We start from the raw sequence: 16,935 nt of genomic DNA, 5'->3' as shown, positions 1-16,935 counted from the left end.
GTAAGTATTCAAAAATGGGGGCGAAAAAATCATAGCCTTGTTGGTTTTGTAAGTTTAAAAAAGCTTGTTTGAAATTAAAATTTTTGAGTTTGTCTAATAAAGCTCTTGTAAAATTAGCCCTTTTAGACTCTTCATTAATGTATGGTGAGATGCTTTCAAATAAGGCGATAGTGGTTTTATCCGTGCTTTTGGTGTTGAAAAGTTCGGCGTTATTGCTAGAAATACGATTAAAAATAATATCTAGCTTTAGGTGTAAATCGTTATCGTTAAAATGCTTTTCAAAAAGATAGCTTAAAAGCTCATCATAAGCGAGTTTAGGGAGTTGTTTATCGCTTAAGGTAAGGAAAAAATCTTCTTTTTCTTCCTTTTTAAAGTCTTTGTAATCTCGTATTGTTTTATTAGGGAATTTTGTTTCAAAAAAGAATTCAAACTTATCGCATAAGAATTTATACAAAAAGCATTGCGTGATGATCTTGTATTCGTTGCCGTCGTTCCCTAAACCAAAACTCGTGCAAATGACTTTTAAATCATCAATGAGACTTAGGGTGTCTTGTTTGATTTGCAATAAGGCGTTATTAGGCATTCAAATTTCCTTGATGGTGGTTTTGCGTGAGCTCGTTAAAAAGGGTTTGAGCGATAAATTCTTTTTCTTTTTCTAAATCTTTTAAGGAGGGGTCTTCTTTGAAAGCGTCCCTTAATTCTGCTTTTATGGCAGTTTTTAGGGTGGTTTCTTCGTTTAAGATTTCTTGACGCTTAAAAATACGCGCATCAATAGCTTTTTTTAAGGCGCTTAAAAGCGTGAAAATTCCTTTAGAAATGTTTTCTTCCATGAGGCGATTGTGAAGTCGCTTATGCGTGATCGCATAAGACAAATCATTATCGTATTTGCTTAATAGGTTGGTAGTTTGCTCCTTATGTTGTTGGAGTTGTGAAATGATCGCGCTATAAGAATGAGAAATTCCATCAAAATTATCATTGGTTAGGGGTTCTTGGAGCAATTTTGAAAGCTCTTTAGAAATCTTTTGAACTTCTTTGTCTTGTTTGTCCGGGATTTTTTCTAACATCTCTTTAGCTTGCTTGTATTTAGCGCTAATTTCTTCTTTTTCTTTAAAGCGCAATTCTTTGCTTTCTTTAAATTCTATTTTAAAGTCTAAAAGAGCGATGAGGTCTTCTAAAATGATTAAATCGTTTGGGTTTTTAGGCTCATTGATATTTTTTAACGCATGGAGTTGTTTGGCTTTTTTGCCAAGCATTGAAGAGATTTTGCTGATCTTTTCAATATCAATTTTTTCTTTTAGTGAAAGGATTTTTTCATCGCTAGAAGTGCGGATTAAATTGTAGTTTATTTTGAGCGTGTTAATGGCGCGTGAGACTTTTAAAAGTTCGTTCATTTCGCTGATACTAACAATGGCGCTAGTCATGTCCTCTACATCATCAATGGGGTAATTAAAAAGATCATCATAAGCGTTTTTAATGTCTTTTTCTAAAACCTCACGATCCGCAAACATGTCTTTGAGATTGTCTTTGATATTAGAATCGCTTTGATTGAATTGGTTTAACTCTTTCAAATAATCATCAGTCGTTTTGTCATAATTTTCTTTAATCCCTACAAAATCTATAAGGTAGCCAAAAGACATGTTGTTATAGGAGCGATTCACTCTGGCTAGGGCTTGGAGCAAATTGTGATCTTTTAATTCTCTGTGGATATAAAGGCGTTTGAGACTGGGTAAATCAAAGCCGGTCAAAAGCATGTTAAACACAAAGACTATATTCGTATCTTCATGTTTAAAAGAATAAATCTTTTCTTTGACTTCTTGTTCGTCATGCAAAATGAGGCTGGATTGGAGTTTTTTTAAAATTCTTAGGTTGGGGTTTTCTTGTAAGACTTTTTCTTGGACTTCATTAAAAAATAAATTGGCTAACTTGGCTTGTGCACTTGAAAAACAAACCACCATAGCCTTTAAATGTTCATCATCATTCAAACGCCTGAAATCCAATAAATCTCTGATGATATAAGAGAGCATTTCTTTAATGTATCTTTCATGATTAAAAATCGTTTCTTTTTTAACCTCTGTATTTTCAATAGTGATGCTTTCTTGTAAAAGGCGATAAATTTCTTGTAATTTTTCTTTGTAGCTCGTTTCAATGCTTTCTAACTGGAGTTTTAGGGTGTGTCTGTCTTTAATGGATTCTGCATAAGAATAGGTGTGCAAGTAGTTGCCAAAAGTGTTTTTAGTGGCTTTATCTTGCGCGTTGTCTTCTAATAGGGGCGTGCCTGTGAGAGCGATTTTTACCGCTGTTTTGTCGCATTCTATCAAATTAGCGTAAAAGCAACCTTTAGGGTCATAGCTCCTGTGGGCTTCATCTATGATAAACACCCTTTGTAAATCTTGGCTATCTTTTGCCGCTTCTTGTAATTCTGTTTTAGAAATAATTTCTTTAGGAACGCTAGAAGGGTCTTCATTGGGGGCTTTAAATTTTTGGATATTCACAACGATGATTTCATCATTCCCTTGAGGGCCTTCAAAAACGCTAGAGTTTTTTAATTTTTGGCTCAAATCCTCTTTATTTTCTGCCTCATGCGCTTGAAGGCCTCTTTTTAAAAACTCGTTTTTGGCTTGCTCTAATAAATCCAACCTATCCACAATAAAATAAAATTTAGTCTTTTTCCCTAGCGGGCTAAAAAAGTCTTTTATGAGTTTGGTTAAATGATAGGTTAAGGCGGTTTTACCGCTGCCTTGCGTGTGCCAAATGATGCCTTTTAGGGGGTCTTTGGGGTTAGTTTCATAATGCTTTTGCAATTCTTTTAAAACATTCAAGCTCGCAAACATCTGCGCATAACGCCAAATGTGTTTTTTAAACTCTGATTTTTCTTTTAAGAAACTGATGCCGTATTTTAGGATAAAGCAAAGCCTTTTTGGAGAGCAAAACGAAGTTAAAAGGGAGTTTGTGGGGGTGTCTTTAGGGCTTTTTGGGCAGTCGGTGTCTTTAAGGTTAAATTCGTTTAAGACGCTTTTTTGAATTTCTTCAAGCGATCGATGGTTTTGATGGTTTTGATCATTTTGATGATTTTGATGATTTTCGGGGGGGGGGGTAATATCTAGCTTATCCGCTTCAACAAAGCGTTGGAAAATGGGCGAATAAGAAGCGCTATAAAACGCGCCTTGATCGGGGTTGTTTTCATCATAGGGCAAGTTATCGCTAAAGAGCCAAATTTGCGCAAGGTTATAAAAAACTTTGTTTTCAGGGTTTTCATAGCGTTTGATGTGGCGATCTCTTTCTTCTTTAATGCCTTGTCCGGCGTAAGGCTGCTTAACTTCTATATTCACCAAAGGCAAGCCATTGATAAAAAGGGTGGTGTCAGGCCTAAAGGATTTATAGGGTAATTCAGCCATCATTTCATAAAGATTGTTGTTAGGGTTATCAAAGTCTATGATTTGACGCTCGCTTTTGAGCAAGTATTCATAAAAGCTTTTGCCTAAATCATTATAATTCAAGCGTTTTTTCATTTCAGCAAGCGTTTCTTGTGCGTTTTTAGTGGGGTTTAACGCTTTAAACGCTTGAGTGAAACTATCTATTAAAATATTAGTAGCCGTGTCTAGGTTAGGCTTAGAATTAGTGGGAATAAAATCATAGCCCAACTTGGCTAAATGCATTAAGGCAGGGACTTGAACCCTTGTGATTTCATTGTGCGGCATGAACACCCCTTTGATTTAAGGTTGTTGTTATAATGTAAAAATAAAAATCATGGTTGTTTGAGTCGCATTTGCAATAACAAACAAGCTTTTTTAAGGAATTGTTTTAAGGTGTTTTGAGAGAATTTGGTAAAATGCGTAAGCTCATTTTCGTTAAGATGCAATGAAACGATTAATACGCTTTGTAAGATATGAGCGATACTCCCTTCAAATAAAATGCCTATAGTGGGGGTTTTAGCGCTTGTTGTTTGGCAAAACCCATTCAAGCTATCCACCCATTCAAATATTTCTTGCTTGGTTTTGCAAGGCGTGTTTAAATGCATGAAAAAATCCTCTTTAAAACTGATTAGATTTTTTTGCAAATTTTTTAAATCCTTAGCATGGTTACTTTTAGGGCTAAACATGCTTTTAATGCGAGCGGTAGCTTCTTGTTTGTTGGAATGTTTCAATTTTACTTGAGAATAATTGAGGCTAACGGCATGCTTGATTTTAGCCCCATAACTTAAATTATAGACTTTTTTAGGCTGGTAATAATTAAGGGCTTCTTCAATCCTTTCTTTAGAGAGCAAAAAAAGCGAGTCGCTAAAAGTTTCATAACCTTTAAAATTACTCTCTACGCTGATTAAAGATGAAGGGTCAATTTCTTTTTCATTTTCGTAATAGGAATTTTGAGCGTGCTTTTTAAACCCTTTGATATAAGCGCAATCTAAAGCGCACAAATAAATTTCATCGCTCATCAAACTCGCTAAAGCCACCCCGGCATTGCCCACAAAAGGCGCTGCGTATTCTATACTTAAAGGGCTTATATACGCGCAAGCGCTCCCCCCACGCATAAACATTAACGCTTCTTTGGCCACATTAAAAGCGTTAGGATTGAGCATGTTAGCCCCTATTAAGGGGGTGTCTTCTAGGGGGGCTTTTTCTAAAACCTCTTTAAGATAGTCTATGCGCTCTACTTCTATTTGAAAATCCACTTTGATGCCATGCGTTTTTAAAGGCTTTAAAGCGGTTCCGCATGAAAAAATAATGAAACGATCTTCATTTTCTTTTAAAAAATCCAACAATAAATCCAGGCTTGGCCCGTTACCCACCACGCAAATGGGGGCGTTAATCTTTTTAGGTTTGGTTTTTAGGGTTTGGTATAAGGGTAAGTTTTTAAGCGTGTTCTTTAATCCTAGCAATTCATCTTCAAAACTCCCCCAACCCCTTAAAGCTTGTTTGTAATAGCTTTGAATATTTTCTCGCATGCGTGAATTAAAAGCGCTTTTATAGGGCATGATTTCTAGCTTTAAAAAAGAATGTGTGATAGGGCGTTTCAAAAAATCCATTTTTAATTCATTAGGATTAAAAAACCCTTCAATAAAGAGTTTAGCCCCTTTTGTAATCAAATCTTCATAACGCGCAAAATAACAGCTGATTTTAAACAAATCTAAATTTTCTTCAAACAAATAAAGCGAATGGAAGCGGTAATTTTGAGCCTGTAAAATGGCCAAAAACAAGCCGTCTAAGACGCCATAAATCATGGTAGGGGGTAAGAATTTTTTTAAAGAGCAAGGCGTTTGATAATCATCTAAAAAGTTTGAGATCGCATGCGTGGCTTTAAGGGTTAGGGGGAGTTTGGGGTTGTTTTGAGTTTTTAAATAATTTAAAGAGAGATGGTTATTGTCTAATGACCATCTGGGATTATTCAGGGGGTTAGAAGCCATGTTAAAAGCGATTTCTACCATTTGATTTTTAGGGTAGCTTAAAGCGTTTGTGGGTGTGTGTAAGAGATTGAAGTGGTTTTTTTCAAAAAGCAATTGGTAATTTTTAAAAGGCGTATTGAGGGCGTTAAACAGATTGGGGTGATAGGATTTGAAAAAAACTAAATTGTCCCTAAAACGCTTGGAAATTTCTTTTTCTAAAAAGGGCGCATCAAAAGATTCTAGGGCTTTTAAAAAGGGCATGTAATAGCCTTTTTCATCACACCCCTAGGAGTCTTTTAAATCTTTTTCTAAAAGTTGGGAAGCGAGGGCGATTTTTTTCAACGAGATAAAATCTTGTTCGCTGTAGCGTTTGTTGTCATTCATTTTATGGTAGTAGGGAGCGCTTAAATCCAGAGCTTTTTTTTCTAAATCTTGCTTGGTGGTGTGAGTTTGGATTTCAAAAAGACTTTTTGCTTCTTCTAAAGACATAGGGATTTCTATTGCATTGAAGCGTTCAAAATTGTCATAAAGCTCGTTAAAATCCTGATTGTCTATCTGCAAAAACGCCCCCACATCTAAAAACAATTCTTTTTCTTTGCTGTCTAGTATCCCATCAGCATAGGCTAATAACATAAGAAATTCCACTAATTTCAGGCGTTTGGTGTATTCCCCATGCGTGTGATCAGCGATTTCTTGGCATAAGGATTCAAAATTTTCTTTTTGATCCACAGGCTCATTGAGAAGCTCTTTGGCTAAATTTTGCTGTTCGCTGTTTAAGGGCTGCTCTAATTCATGGATAAAAAGCGTTCTTAAGGCGTTATCCAAAGCGTTTTTTTGAATGTCTAAAAATTTTAAAAGACGCATATACGCACCCGTTTGGGTTTGCTTGAATTTGTCTAGGGGGCTAGATTGCACCAACAAATAGGGGTCATTTTTCAAGTCGTATTCTTCGGTTTTGGTTTTAGGGTTTAAGGGGTTTTTTAGATATTCTTTGAGGGTGTTGTAAAAATAAAACAACACAACCGCCGCAACAATTAATAAAATGATTTCCATTTTTTTCCTTTATGAGTATTTTTTCATTTGTTCTTTAAGGTCTTGTTTTTGCCTGCTCTCTCGCTCTTTTTTGGCTTGATAAAGACGCATTTGCTCTTCTTTTTGCTTGTCTTGTAAGATCATTTTCCTCTCATGGTTTTTTTTAAGCCGTTCTATGTATTCTTCTCGTTTTTCTGGGTCTTGGAAACTCACAGGGCGGATGAAAAAAACAAACAAAATCAACACAAAAATCCCTATAGCGACAATTTCAGAGCCTTCGCCATTGAAAGCATACCAAAGCCCTCCCATCAAAGAAGCGAGCGCGAGTTTTAAAAAAGCGTTCATTTTAAATGAAAGTAACCTTATGATAATGCGTATCAAGCCCTAGAGCTTGCGTGTTTTTTTCCCCCATAGCTATTAGCGCGATTTGAGGTAAAAATAAAGTGGGGGTGTTGTCATTATCTCTTTTATAAATCTTTGAAGCTTTTAAGCTTAAATTTTCAAAAGCGTGAAAAAGCCCTAAAGAATGCGCGATTAAAAAATCCGCCCCCAAATCAATCCCTAAATAGCGTAAATGCGCGCACTGGAGTAAGCCGCTTGCTTCATTGACTTCTAAAAGGGGGGCGTAATTTTGAAAAGATTCTAAAAAATGGGGGGCTTTTAAACGGATTTTATTGAAAAAATGATCGCTTCGTTTAATGCGAGAAAATTCAGCCCCTAAAAACGCGTCAAAAGGGCTTTTCAATTCCCATGCCAAAAATTCATTAACCCATTCATTAAGATAGGCTATCTCAATATCTTTTTCATAAACGAGTTGGTATTTTTTCAATTTTTCATTGACGGAGTTGATGATTTCAGGGTTGTTGTCTAAAACTTCTTTAGCATGCAAGATATTCAAATACGCATCTTCTTCGCAAAAAATGAGCGAAACGCCATTGGCTTTGGCTAGAGCCAGATTATACGCAGAAGCGGTAAGGAAATCGTGCGTGCTTATAATCTTCCCATAATAGCCACCATCATAACAAAAAGGCAGATCAATGATTTTTTGCCCCATTTTTTCTAAATAGAGCTTAGCGCTTTTTAGGAGCACTTGCACGTCTAAATGTTTCGCATAAGCGTTAAAGAGCGCGCAAGTTTTAGGGAGGTTAGGCGTTTTAGGGGGGTTAGAGTTGTATTGAAAAAGGCTTAAAAGGTTTTTAGAAAAATCTTTCCATGGCTTGATTTTAGAATTAGTGAGCATTTCTTGCAATTCATAGATTTCATGGTCAATGTTGTCATCGTTTTTATAGAGGTAATGCGCCACGCTTAAAAAATTCATCACGCCGCTTTCAGGCTGAGAAATCATCTCTAATAACCGGTTGCGCTCTGTGGGGTAGCGTTTCATCAGCCATTTAACATACAAGAAAAAGCCATCGCCCAGATATTTAGGGTTGGTTTGGGGGTTGATAAAATTGATTTGAATAAACTTTTCTAATTCTTCTTTTTCGCCTTTGGTGATGTAGGGGATTTGTTTGAAAAAATCTTCATAGTTTTTTAAAACCGCCTTCTCATCAATCATCAAGTCTTTTAAAGCGTACCGTTTGGATAGGGGATCTAGCACCCATTCTTTAGAAAAAAACGCTACCAAATCGCTCACTTTAGCGTCTTCAAACACCGCAATCTGGTTGATTTTAAGCGCGATATTTTCATTATAGCTCACGCCTTTGAGTTGTTTTAAAAGATCCAAAAGGTATTGATCTTCTTGGTATTCTAAAAAATAAGACTCGTAAGCCGGATTGTAATCTTTGTTGGTTTCAAAACGAAAGACTTTTACATGCAATTTCAAAACGCTCATCAATTAGTCCTTTAGCTTTTGTGCAGATTTTCTAAAATCGCACGGTTTTTGGAATTGGAAAAAAGGGCCTCTTTAGAATCCAGCCATTCTTTAGACTCTCGCTCGTCTTTTTTTGGCTCTTGAAGGGGTGGTTCTTCTTTTTGAAACAATTCAAGCGAATCGCAACGATTGAATAAAACGGCATTTTCATTTTTTTCTTTGATAAGGATTTGAATGATGCCAGGAAGTTTTACTTGAACCACGCTGCCAATATTGTTAGGGCCAAACCCGGCTTCAAACTGCACGCTTTTTGCATCAATCATCAAGCTTTCTAAGGTGTATCCGGCTAAAACAAACAGCACTAACGCGCCGAATTTTTCATGGATTTCTTTAGGGAGCTTGGGGGAAAAATCAATCGCATCTCTTTCGCACAAAAGGTTGAAACTCAAATGGTTTTTGGACAGAAATTGCAAGTATTCAACGCAATGCTTGTTGTTTAAAAGCCTTAATTCTCTTTGCATGCGAGCAACCTTTCAAATTCTTCTAACAAATGACGCACCTCTTGGATGCCAATTTCCCAAAATTCTTTGCTATCAATGTCAAAGCCAAACATGGACACTAATTCTTTAGGGCTTTTTGACCCTCCTAAGCTTAAAAATTCCGTGTAAGTTTTAACAAACTCTTTAGCGTCGCTTTTTTTATAAAGCCCATAAAGCGCTAAAGTTAAAAGTTGCCCGTAACTATAAGCGTAGCAATAAAAAGGCGAATGGATAAAATGGGGGATATAGCTCCACCACAAATGGTAGTTTTTAGTGAGTTTCACGCTCTTTTCAAACATTCTTTGATTTTCTTCAAACCAGATTCGATCAAAATCTTTGGTGTCTAATTCTTCATCCATTTCATGGATTCTTCTTTCAAAATTAGTCATCACCACTTGCCTAAAAAGGGTAGAAAAAATATCTTCTAATTTGCCTGCTAGCATGAAAAGGAGTTCATCTTGTTTTAAACCCTTTTTTAAATGCTCAAAAAACAGCATTTCAGAAAAGACAGAAGCGGTTTCTGCGGTGGTTAAGGGCGTATCCATGTTCAATACGCCTTGTTTTTTGGACAATTCTTGGTGGATCATATGCCCAAATTCATGAGCGATAGTGAAAGCGTCTCGGCGGTTTCCTGTGTAGTTTAACAACACATAAGGGTGAGCGCTAGGCACTGCGCCATGGCTAAAAGCCCCGCCTTGCTTAAAATCTTTAGGGTGTGAATCCACCCAGTCCTCTTTGATCGCTTTAGAAGCGATTTTATGAAATTCAGGGCTAAAGGCTTTAAGGGTTTTAAGCACTTCTTCTAAAGCTTGAGAGTAAGTCATGGTGATGCTTTCATCGTTTAAAGGAGCGTAGCGATCGTAATCTTTGAGTTTATGCCCTAAAATTTGCGCTTTTTGATGGTAGTAACGATGCACTAAAGAAAAATTAGCGTTCACAATCTCTATCATGCTATCCACGCTCTCTTGCGAGATCTGGTTGTCAATGTGGCGGAAACTCTCTTTTTTGTCGTATTTTCTCAGCTTGGTTTCAATAAGCAAGTCTTTACGCACCATGTTTAAAATGTAAGTGAGTAAAGGGCGGGATTTTTCTAACGCTTTGCTGAAAGCTTTTTGAGATTTTTTACGAATCTTGCGTTTGGGGTTGTGCAAGAGGGCTAAAATTTCTTCTTCGCTTAAATTTTGCTCTTCAAAAGGGATTTTCAAAGAAGAAAAATGCTCATCAAAAAGACGGCTAAACGCGCCCACTCCCACAGGTGAAAGGGCTAGAGCGATCTTTTCTTCATCTAAATTTAAGGTGTGCTTTTTCTTTTCTATGAGGTTGTTTAGATAAAAAGCATGGTCTTTGCATTTTTTAATGAAAGCAAGCTGTTTTTTGGCGTCTAAATTCTTGAATTCAATTTCAAAGAATAAAAGGTGTTGTTGGATATTTGCACAAGCCATTTCGCACTGCGAATAAAACTTCGCTTCTTTGGTGTTCTTAGCAAAAAGCAATTGAGCGTAAGTCATCGCTCTAGAAATTTTTTCTAACAAATTTTCGTAATGTTTAAGAGCGTTGGCAAATTTTGTAGCGTCTAAATTCTTAAGGTTATTTTGATAAGCACTCTCAAATTCTTGTGCTTCTGTTTGTAAGGTTTTTAAAAATTCTTCTGCACTTTCTTTATTTTCAAATAAAGCGCTTAAATCCCATTCTTGCTCTTTCATAAAAGCCCCCTTTATTTAATAGTTTGAGTTCAATACGCTTGTATTCTAACATAACACTGACAATACAAGCAAACTTATCATTTGGTTTTTGCACCATTATTTTTTAGCCGGCTCATTTTCTTGACTCTTTTGGTGCAAAATAAATTGAGCGATAGATTCTAGGTATTTTAAAATAAAAGGGGTTGCTAACATAGAAAAAACCACCATAAGGATAAGGAATTGGTGGATGTCATTTTGAGCGATACTTAAGATATTTTTTTGGTGCAAAAAACCAAGAATCCCTTTTTTTTCTTGCAAATTAAAGAGCTGGTGCGAGCCTGAATTTAAAAAAATGACAAAAGAAAACTCCCCGATTTGCGCCAAAGAAAGAGCGGTTTTTATGGCAGTTTTAGAGTCTCTAAAAAAACGCAAAAGCGCATAAATGATAGCAGTCTTAAAACCCATCACTAAAATGAGTAAAAAGATGACGACAAAGAACTTCTCCATAAAGAAACTCACATTAATTTGCATCCCTATCGTAATGAAAAAAAGGGCTAAGAAGAGGTTTTTTAATTGCGCGAATTCTTCTTGGACATTGATTTTATAGCGCGATTTAGAAATGGCCATGCCCACAATGAACGCTCCCAAAGACATAGAAAACCCAAAAAAATGGCTCAACCCTGCTGCGCTGCAAACAATCACTAAAATCGTGCCTATAAAAATTTCAGGCAAGCGCGTGTCTTTTGCTTGCTCTAAGATGAGATTAGCCCCTTTTTTTCCAGGCAATAACAAAAGAACTAAAATAATCCCTGTGGAAATAAGAGTTTTAAGAATGAGTAAATTAACATTAGAATCTTTGCTGCCTAGAATAGTGAGAATTAAAAGCATGGGAATGGCGGCAATATCTTGGAAAATCAAAATCCCCACCGCGCTCTTTCCCATGGGCGTGCTAAGCTGTTTGGAATCTTCAAAGAATTTCAGCACAATAGCGGTTGAAGAGAGCGAAAGCCCCATGCCTAAAACAAGGGAAAAAATGGGTGAAAGACCCAAAATAAAATACCCCACTAAAAAAGCGATTAAAGCACACAAAACGACTTGTAAAAGCCCAAAAACCAGCACTTCTTGTTTGATGGATTTGAGCTTGTCAAAATTAAACTCAATGCCTATCATAAACATTAAAAAGACGATACCAAATTCACCAATATCAGACAACAAATTAAAATCATTAATTTTAAAAAAAGCCGCTAAAACCGTTCCTGTGCAAATGTAGCCAATGATAACCGGCATGTCTAATTTCTTTAAAAAGATTCCAAAGCCTACGGCAAGCCATAAGCCAGCAATAACAATATAAAGTGTGCTGTTTTCCATAAAAACCTTTCCCCAGTAGAATCAATTTGTTTTAAAGAAATAAAAGCGAAACTATCCTAATTAAATTGAGCCATTAAATAACACTATTAAATAAAATAATATCTATCAAATATGTATAAGTAATTTATTATTTAAATCTTACTAAACCCGCTTTCAAACGCCAACACCAAACACCCTATTGAGTAAAATAAAAATTGAAACGCTAGGATTATACTGCACTAAAACAAACTTTCTATTTATAAAAAAGATTTTTTGAACCCCAACCTTTTAAGAGTCGGCTAGGGTTTGATTTGATGAAGAAGAGCGAATGAAAGAACGGATTAAAAAGTGAAGACATAATCCACATACCAAGAATAGTAGCGGATAAGCCCTACATCCTTGCTGCCCTGATTAACCATAGGGAATTTCACGCCCGCTTCAAACGCACTGCGATCCCCAACGCGCATTCTTCCGCCTAAATTCCATAAGAACTGGAATCTGGTTTGATTGACATCATAAGGGAACATCCAAGTGTTTCCGGCTAATTGAACGCCACCAATGAGACCTAGAGCGAATTTATCCAAAGGAATGAGATTGACGATCAAATCGCCACCGCCACCATAGGTGAGCAAATTGGTTTTGGTGTGTTCAGTCCCTGAAGTGTTAAACCAATCTAAAAAGCCATACACCCTAGCCCCAAACCATTTATTGGCAAAGCCTACAAAACCTAATTTGAAATTCAAACCATAAAGGTCATTGCCATGACGCCAATCAGAGTAATTGCTGTTATAAGGGCCATAACGACCTTGTTGATAACCCGCACCCATGAAAAACCCATTCACTTCGCCAGCTAGCACTAAACTCGCACTCAAGCTTAAAATACAAGCAATTCTTTTAATCATAATAAATCCTTCTTGTTGAATTAAAGTTACACCCTAAGATCGGTTATTTTTCTAAAAGATTTAATTTTTTATCAAAGATGAGGGTTTTAGAGTGGAAATATTGGTTAAATACTAATAAGTGGGATACACCCACAAAACAAACCGCCTCAAACTTTTAAAATACAAATTTTTAAGATACAAATAGGTATAATCAATAACTTCAATCATTTAAATAAAAGGGAGTTCTATGAAAAACGCTTTCAAAGCGTTTGCCTTGTTAATCGTATTTTTCTCAAACGCTCTATTAGCGCAGGATTTAAAAATCGCTGCTGCTGCTAATCTCACGCGCACTTTAAAAGCCCTTGTTAAAGAATTTCAAAAAGAACACCCAAAAGACGCTATTAGTATTAGTTTTAATTCTTCAGGCAAACTCTACGCTCAAATCACTCAAAACGCCCCTTTTGATTTATTCATTTCAGCAGATATGATTAGACCTAAAAAGCTTTATGATGAAAAAATAACCCCTTTTAAAGAAGAGGTCTATGCTAAAGGCGTGTTGGTTTTGTGGAGTGAAAATCTAAAAATGGATTCTTTAGAGATTCTTAAAGACCCTAAAATTAAATATATCGCTATGGCTAATCCTAAACTAGCCCCCTATGGAAAAGCCAGTATGGAAGTCTTAGAGAATTTAAAACTCACTTCTAGTCTTAAATCTAAAATCATTTATGGCGCTTCTATTTCTCAAGCCCATCAATTTGTCGCTACTAAAAACGCTCAAATAGGCTTTGGAGCGTTATCCTTGATGGATAAAAAAGATAAAAACCTCTCTTATTTCATCATTGATAAAGCCCTTTATAACCCTATTGAACAAGCCTTAATCATCACTAAAAATGGGGCTAATAACCCTTTAGCCAAAGTTTTTAAAGATTTTTTATTCAGCCCTAAAGCTAGAGCTATCTTTAAAGAATACGGCTATATTGTGGATTGAAACGCATAAAAAAGGCGAATAATGGATCATGAGTTTTTGATTACCATGCGTTTGAGCTTTTCTTTAGCTTTGATTACCACCCTTATTTTACTCCCTATAGGGATTTTTTTAGGCTATTTTTTAAGCCTTAAACGCAATCTTTTAACGAGCTTAACAGAAACGCTTGTGTATATGCCTTTAGTTTTACCCCCAAGCGTGCTAGGGTTTTATCTCCTTTTAATCTTTTCGCCTTCTTCTTTTTTGGGAGCGTTTTTACAAGATGTATTCAATGTGAAACTTGTTTTCAGTTTCCAAGGGCTTATTTTAGGGAGCGTGATTTTTTCCTTACCCTTTATGGTAAGCCCTATTAAAAGCGCGTTAATTTCCTTGCCCGCTTCTTTAAAAGAAGCTAGTTATAGCTTGGGTAAAGGGGAATACTACACCCTTTTTTTCGTCCTACTCCCTAACATCAAACCCAGTGTGTTGATGGCTATCATTACAACTTTTACGCACACTATAGGCGAATTTGGCGTGGTGATGATGCTTGGGGGTGATATATTAGGGGAAACAAGAGTGGCGAGTATTGCGATCTTTAACGAAGCTGAAGCGCTCAATTATTCTAAAGCCCATCAATACGCCTTAACGCTCACGATTATCAGTTTTAGCCTCTTATTTGTTACCCTATTTTTGAATAAAAAACAAAGCTCGTTTTTATGATAAAAGCACGGTTTAAAAAACGCCTTTTAGGATCTAGGGGCGCGTTTGATTTGAATATAGACTTAGAAATTAAAGAAGCAGAAGTTGTCGCTTTATTAGGAGAATCGGGAGCGGGTAAAAGCACGATTTTACGCATTTTAGCAGGGCTTGAAGCAGTGAGTAGCGGCTATATTGAAGTCAATCATTCAGTATGGCTAGACACTCAAAAAAAGATTTTTTTAAAACCACAACAGCGAAAAATCGGCTTTGTGTTTCAAGATTACGCCCTATTCCCTCATTTAAACGTGTATCAAAACATCGCCTTTGCTCACCCTAAAGATAAAAATAAAATCCACGAAGTGTTACGCTTAATGCGTTTAGAAAATCTAAGCCAGCAAAAAATCCCCCAACTCTCTGGCGGACAAGCCCAACGAGTCGCTTTAGCAAGAGCTTTGATCGCAGCCAAGAATTTATTGCTTTTAGATGAGCCTTTAAACGCCCTAGATAACGCCTTAAAAAACGAAGTGCAACAAGGTTTGCTTGATTTTATCAAGCGTGAAAATTTAAGCGTGTTATTGGTAAGCCATAACCCAAACGAAATAACCAAACTCGCGCAAACTTTCCTCTTTTTAAACAATGGCGTTATCAATCCTAATCAAGAAAATCGGCTTTTTTCAAACCGCTTATTGGTAAAACCTCTCTTTGAAGATGAAAATTATTGCCATTATGAGGTCATTCCTCAAACGATTAGTTTGCCCAAAGATTGTCTGAACCCAACTTTTAAGCTTGATTTCAATCAAGGCAAAACATTTTAGAAATATTTTTTTTCATTTTCCTCTTAAAACCTTCTTATTTTTCAAAAAATGCAAACTTTATGCCCCATTTTAGAGAGCCAATCTTTTAGTTTTTCAAAAAATTCTCTATTCTTTTGAGGCTCTCTGTTTTGCCTAAAATAAAAAGCGCTTCTTTAAGGCCTATCCCACCCCCCTTACCCAAAAGGGCCAATCTTAAAGGCTGCATGAAATTACCCGCTTTAATCTTTTCTTCTTCAATGATTTTATGCATGGCGTTTTCTAGCGCGCTTTCATCGTTGAAATTGGCTTTATCTAACGCCAGTTTAAACTTTTCTAACAAAGGCATGACGAGCGCTTGATTGAGTTTTTTAAAAACCTTTTCTTCATACTCCACAGGGGCGATTAAAACCTCATCTATTTTAAGGGCTAATTCTTTTAGGGTTTGAGATCTTTCTTTGAGGGCGTCCAATAAGCGATCCAATTGAGTGGGGTTTAAATGAGAAAGATCGCTAAAACTAAAAGGCTTTAAAAGTTCTAACAATTCCTGCGCGCTTTGGTTTTTTAAATAATGAGCGTTGAGCCAATTAAGCTTGTGCCAGCTGAAGCAACTGGGTGAAGAATTCAAATCTTTAGGATCAAACCATTCCAATAATTCTTGCATGCTAAAAATCTCTTTATCTTGATAGCTCCACCCCAAACGCGCTAAAAAATTCACTAAAGCTTCCTTAAGATAGCCCCTTTCTTGATAGTCCATCACATTAGTGGCCCCATGGCGTTTGCTTAATTTTTGCCCTTCTTCATTCAAAATCATCGGCACATGGAAAAAATTAGGGATTTTAAAATTCAAAGCCTTATAGAGAACGATTTGTTTAGGGGTGTTAGAAAGGTGATCATCGCCTCTAATCACATCAGTAATCCCCATTAAAGCGTCATCAATAGTAACCACAAAGTTATAAGTGGGCGTCCCATCGCTCCTGGCGATAATAAAATCGTCTATTTCGTTAGTGTTCACTCTCACTTCGCCTTTAACCCCGTCATTAAAAACAATCACCTCATTTTGGGGGACTTTAATCCTTACCACAGGCTCTATGCCTTTAGGGGGCGTGCCTTTAAAATCACGATAGCGATTGTCATAGCGTGGGGTTTCTTTCCTAGCTTTTTGTTCTTCTCTCAAAGCGTCTAATTCATCTTTACTCATGTAGCAATAATAGGCTTTGTCTTCGTCTAAGAGTTTTTGGATATATTCTTTATAAATCTCAAAGCGTTTGGATTGGTAGAGGATTTCTCCATCGTATTCTAGCCCTACCCATTTGAAAGCCTCTATAATGGCGTTAGCCGCTTCTATAGAGTTACGGCTCAAATCCGTGTCTTCAATGCGTAAAAAAAATTTTCCTTGATTGGCTCGTGCAAAAAGATAATTGAAAATGGCTGTCCTTAAGCCTCCTATGTGGAGATAGCCAGTGGGCGACGGGGCGAAGCGTGTAACGATCAAACTCATTATTCTAACCTTAATAATAAAATGCTCTTATTGTATTCAAAAATGGCTTAAAAATGGTTTCACTTTTTTCTATTAAAATTAGTGTATCATTGAGATTATTTTTAATTAGGATCACCCATGCAATTTCCAAAAGCCTTATTTTCTTTACCCTTATTATTTTTATCTTTTTGTATCGCTGAAGAAAATGGGGCGTATGCGAGCGTGGGTTTTGAATATTCTATCAGTCATGCCGTTGAACACAATGACCCTTTTTTGAATCAAGAACGCATCCAAACGATTTCTAACGCTCAAAACCAAATCTATAAA

13 protein-coding genes and 3 pseudogenes are annotated in these 16,935 nt (G+C 36.5%); 4 read left to right on the top strand and 12 right to left on the bottom strand.

Going from position 1 to position 16,935, the window contains the following annotated elements; genetic code table 11:
• The 11 genes and pseudogenes from BZK24_RS04610 to BZK24_RS04560 all read right to left on the bottom strand — a co-directional run.
• Positions 1-583, bottom strand: a pseudogene (locus BZK24_RS04610) (type I restriction-modification system subunit M); the annotation flags it as partial.
• Entirely contained in the window at positions 576-3,698 is a 3,123-nt protein-coding gene (locus BZK24_RS04605) for a type I restriction endonuclease (protein ID WP_077656723.1), read from the bottom strand. The pseudogene BZK24_RS04610 and the gene BZK24_RS04605, both read right to left, overlap by 8 nt.
• 47 nt (positions 3,699-3,745) lie before the next feature.
• On the bottom strand, positions 3,746-5,641 hold the full coding sequence (locus BZK24_RS04600) for a motility associated factor glycosyltransferase family protein (RefSeq protein ID WP_077656722.1): 1,896 nt from the start codon (positions 5,639-5,641) through the stop codon (positions 3,746-3,748).
• Between the two features lie 24 nt (positions 5,642-5,665).
• Complete coding sequence (locus BZK24_RS04595; protein WP_077656721.1) at positions 5,666-6,433, bottom strand: TerB family tellurite resistance protein; 768 nt, start codon at positions 6,431-6,433, stop codon at positions 5,666-5,668.
• A gap of 9 nt (positions 6,434-6,442) precedes the next feature.
• Positions 6,443-6,757, bottom strand: a complete 315-nt coding sequence (locus BZK24_RS04590) for a hypothetical protein (protein WP_001861281.1) — start codon at positions 6,755-6,757, stop codon at positions 6,443-6,445.
• 1 nt (position 6,758) lies between these two features.
• Positions 6,759-8,246, bottom strand: coding sequence for a DUF5644 domain-containing protein (locus BZK24_RS04585; protein WP_077656720.1), 1,488 nt, complete (start codon positions 8,244-8,246; stop codon positions 6,759-6,761).
• A gap of 11 nt (positions 8,247-8,257) precedes the next feature.
• Positions 8,258-8,746, bottom strand: coding sequence for a hypothetical protein (locus BZK24_RS04580; protein ID WP_077656719.1), 489 nt, complete (start codon positions 8,744-8,746; stop codon positions 8,258-8,260).
• Positions 8,731-10,467 (bottom strand): M3 family oligoendopeptidase, encoded by a 1,737-nt coding sequence (locus BZK24_RS04575; RefSeq protein ID WP_077656718.1) that lies wholly within the window; start codon positions 10,465-10,467, stop codon positions 8,731-8,733. The genes BZK24_RS04580 and BZK24_RS04575 overlap by 16 nt, the downstream gene beginning before the upstream one ends.
• A gap of 96 nt (positions 10,468-10,563) precedes the next feature.
• Positions 10,564-11,814 (bottom strand): cation:proton antiporter domain-containing protein, encoded by a 1,251-nt coding sequence (locus BZK24_RS04570; protein ID WP_077656717.1) that lies wholly within the window; start codon positions 11,812-11,814, stop codon positions 10,564-10,566.
• A 153-nt stretch (positions 11,815-11,967) separates the two neighbouring features.
• Positions 11,968-12,151: pseudogene (locus BZK24_RS09605) on the bottom strand (hypothetical protein).
• Complete coding sequence (locus BZK24_RS04560) at positions 12,135-12,695, bottom strand: outer membrane beta-barrel protein (RefSeq protein ID WP_000595783.1); 561 nt, start codon at positions 12,693-12,695, stop codon at positions 12,135-12,137. Before BZK24_RS04560 ends, BZK24_RS09605 begins: the two are co-directional and overlap by 17 nt.
• A 226-nt stretch (positions 12,696-12,921) precedes the next feature.
• On the opposite strand from BZK24_RS04560, the gene modA reads away from it, so the two are divergent.
• The 3 genes from modA to BZK24_RS04540 are packed head-to-tail and all read left to right on the top strand — an operon-like array spanning position 12,922 to position 15,152.
• Positions 12,922-13,662, top strand: a complete 741-nt coding sequence (gene modA, locus BZK24_RS04550; protein WP_077656716.1) for a molybdate ABC transporter substrate-binding protein — start codon at positions 12,922-12,924, stop codon at positions 13,660-13,662.
• A gap of 21 nt (positions 13,663-13,683) precedes the next feature.
• Positions 13,684-14,358, top strand: coding sequence for a molybdate ABC transporter permease subunit (modB, locus tag BZK24_RS04545; protein ID WP_000349422.1), 675 nt, complete (start codon positions 13,684-13,686; stop codon positions 14,356-14,358).
• Entirely contained in the window at positions 14,355-15,152 is a 798-nt protein-coding gene (locus BZK24_RS04540; RefSeq protein ID WP_077656715.1) for an ATP-binding cassette domain-containing protein, read from the top strand. Before modB ends, BZK24_RS04540 begins: the two co-directional genes overlap by 4 nt.
• An 85-nt stretch (positions 15,153-15,237) precedes the next feature.
• Here BZK24_RS04540 and gltX read toward each other — a convergent pair whose 3' ends face one another.
• Positions 15,238-16,629 carry a glutamate--tRNA ligase gene (gltX, locus tag BZK24_RS04535; RefSeq protein ID WP_077656714.1) on the bottom strand — a complete coding sequence of 464 codons (1,392 nt, stop codon included), beginning with the start codon at positions 16,627-16,629 and terminating at the stop codon, positions 15,238-15,240.
• Positions 16,630-16,746: 117 nt separating this feature from the next.
• Between gltX and BZK24_RS04530 the strand changes: the two are divergent.
• Positions 16,747-16,935: pseudogene (locus tag BZK24_RS04530) on the top strand (hypothetical protein); the annotation flags it as partial.

This window comes from Helicobacter pylori (assembly GCF_001998165.1).
In the GTDB taxonomy this organism is placed as follows: Bacteria; Campylobacterota; Campylobacteria; order Campylobacterales; family Helicobacteraceae; genus Helicobacter; species Helicobacter pylori_DL.
The sequence above is the reverse complement of the archived record's forward strand: the minus strand, read 5'-3'. Positions and strand labels throughout refer to the sequence as shown.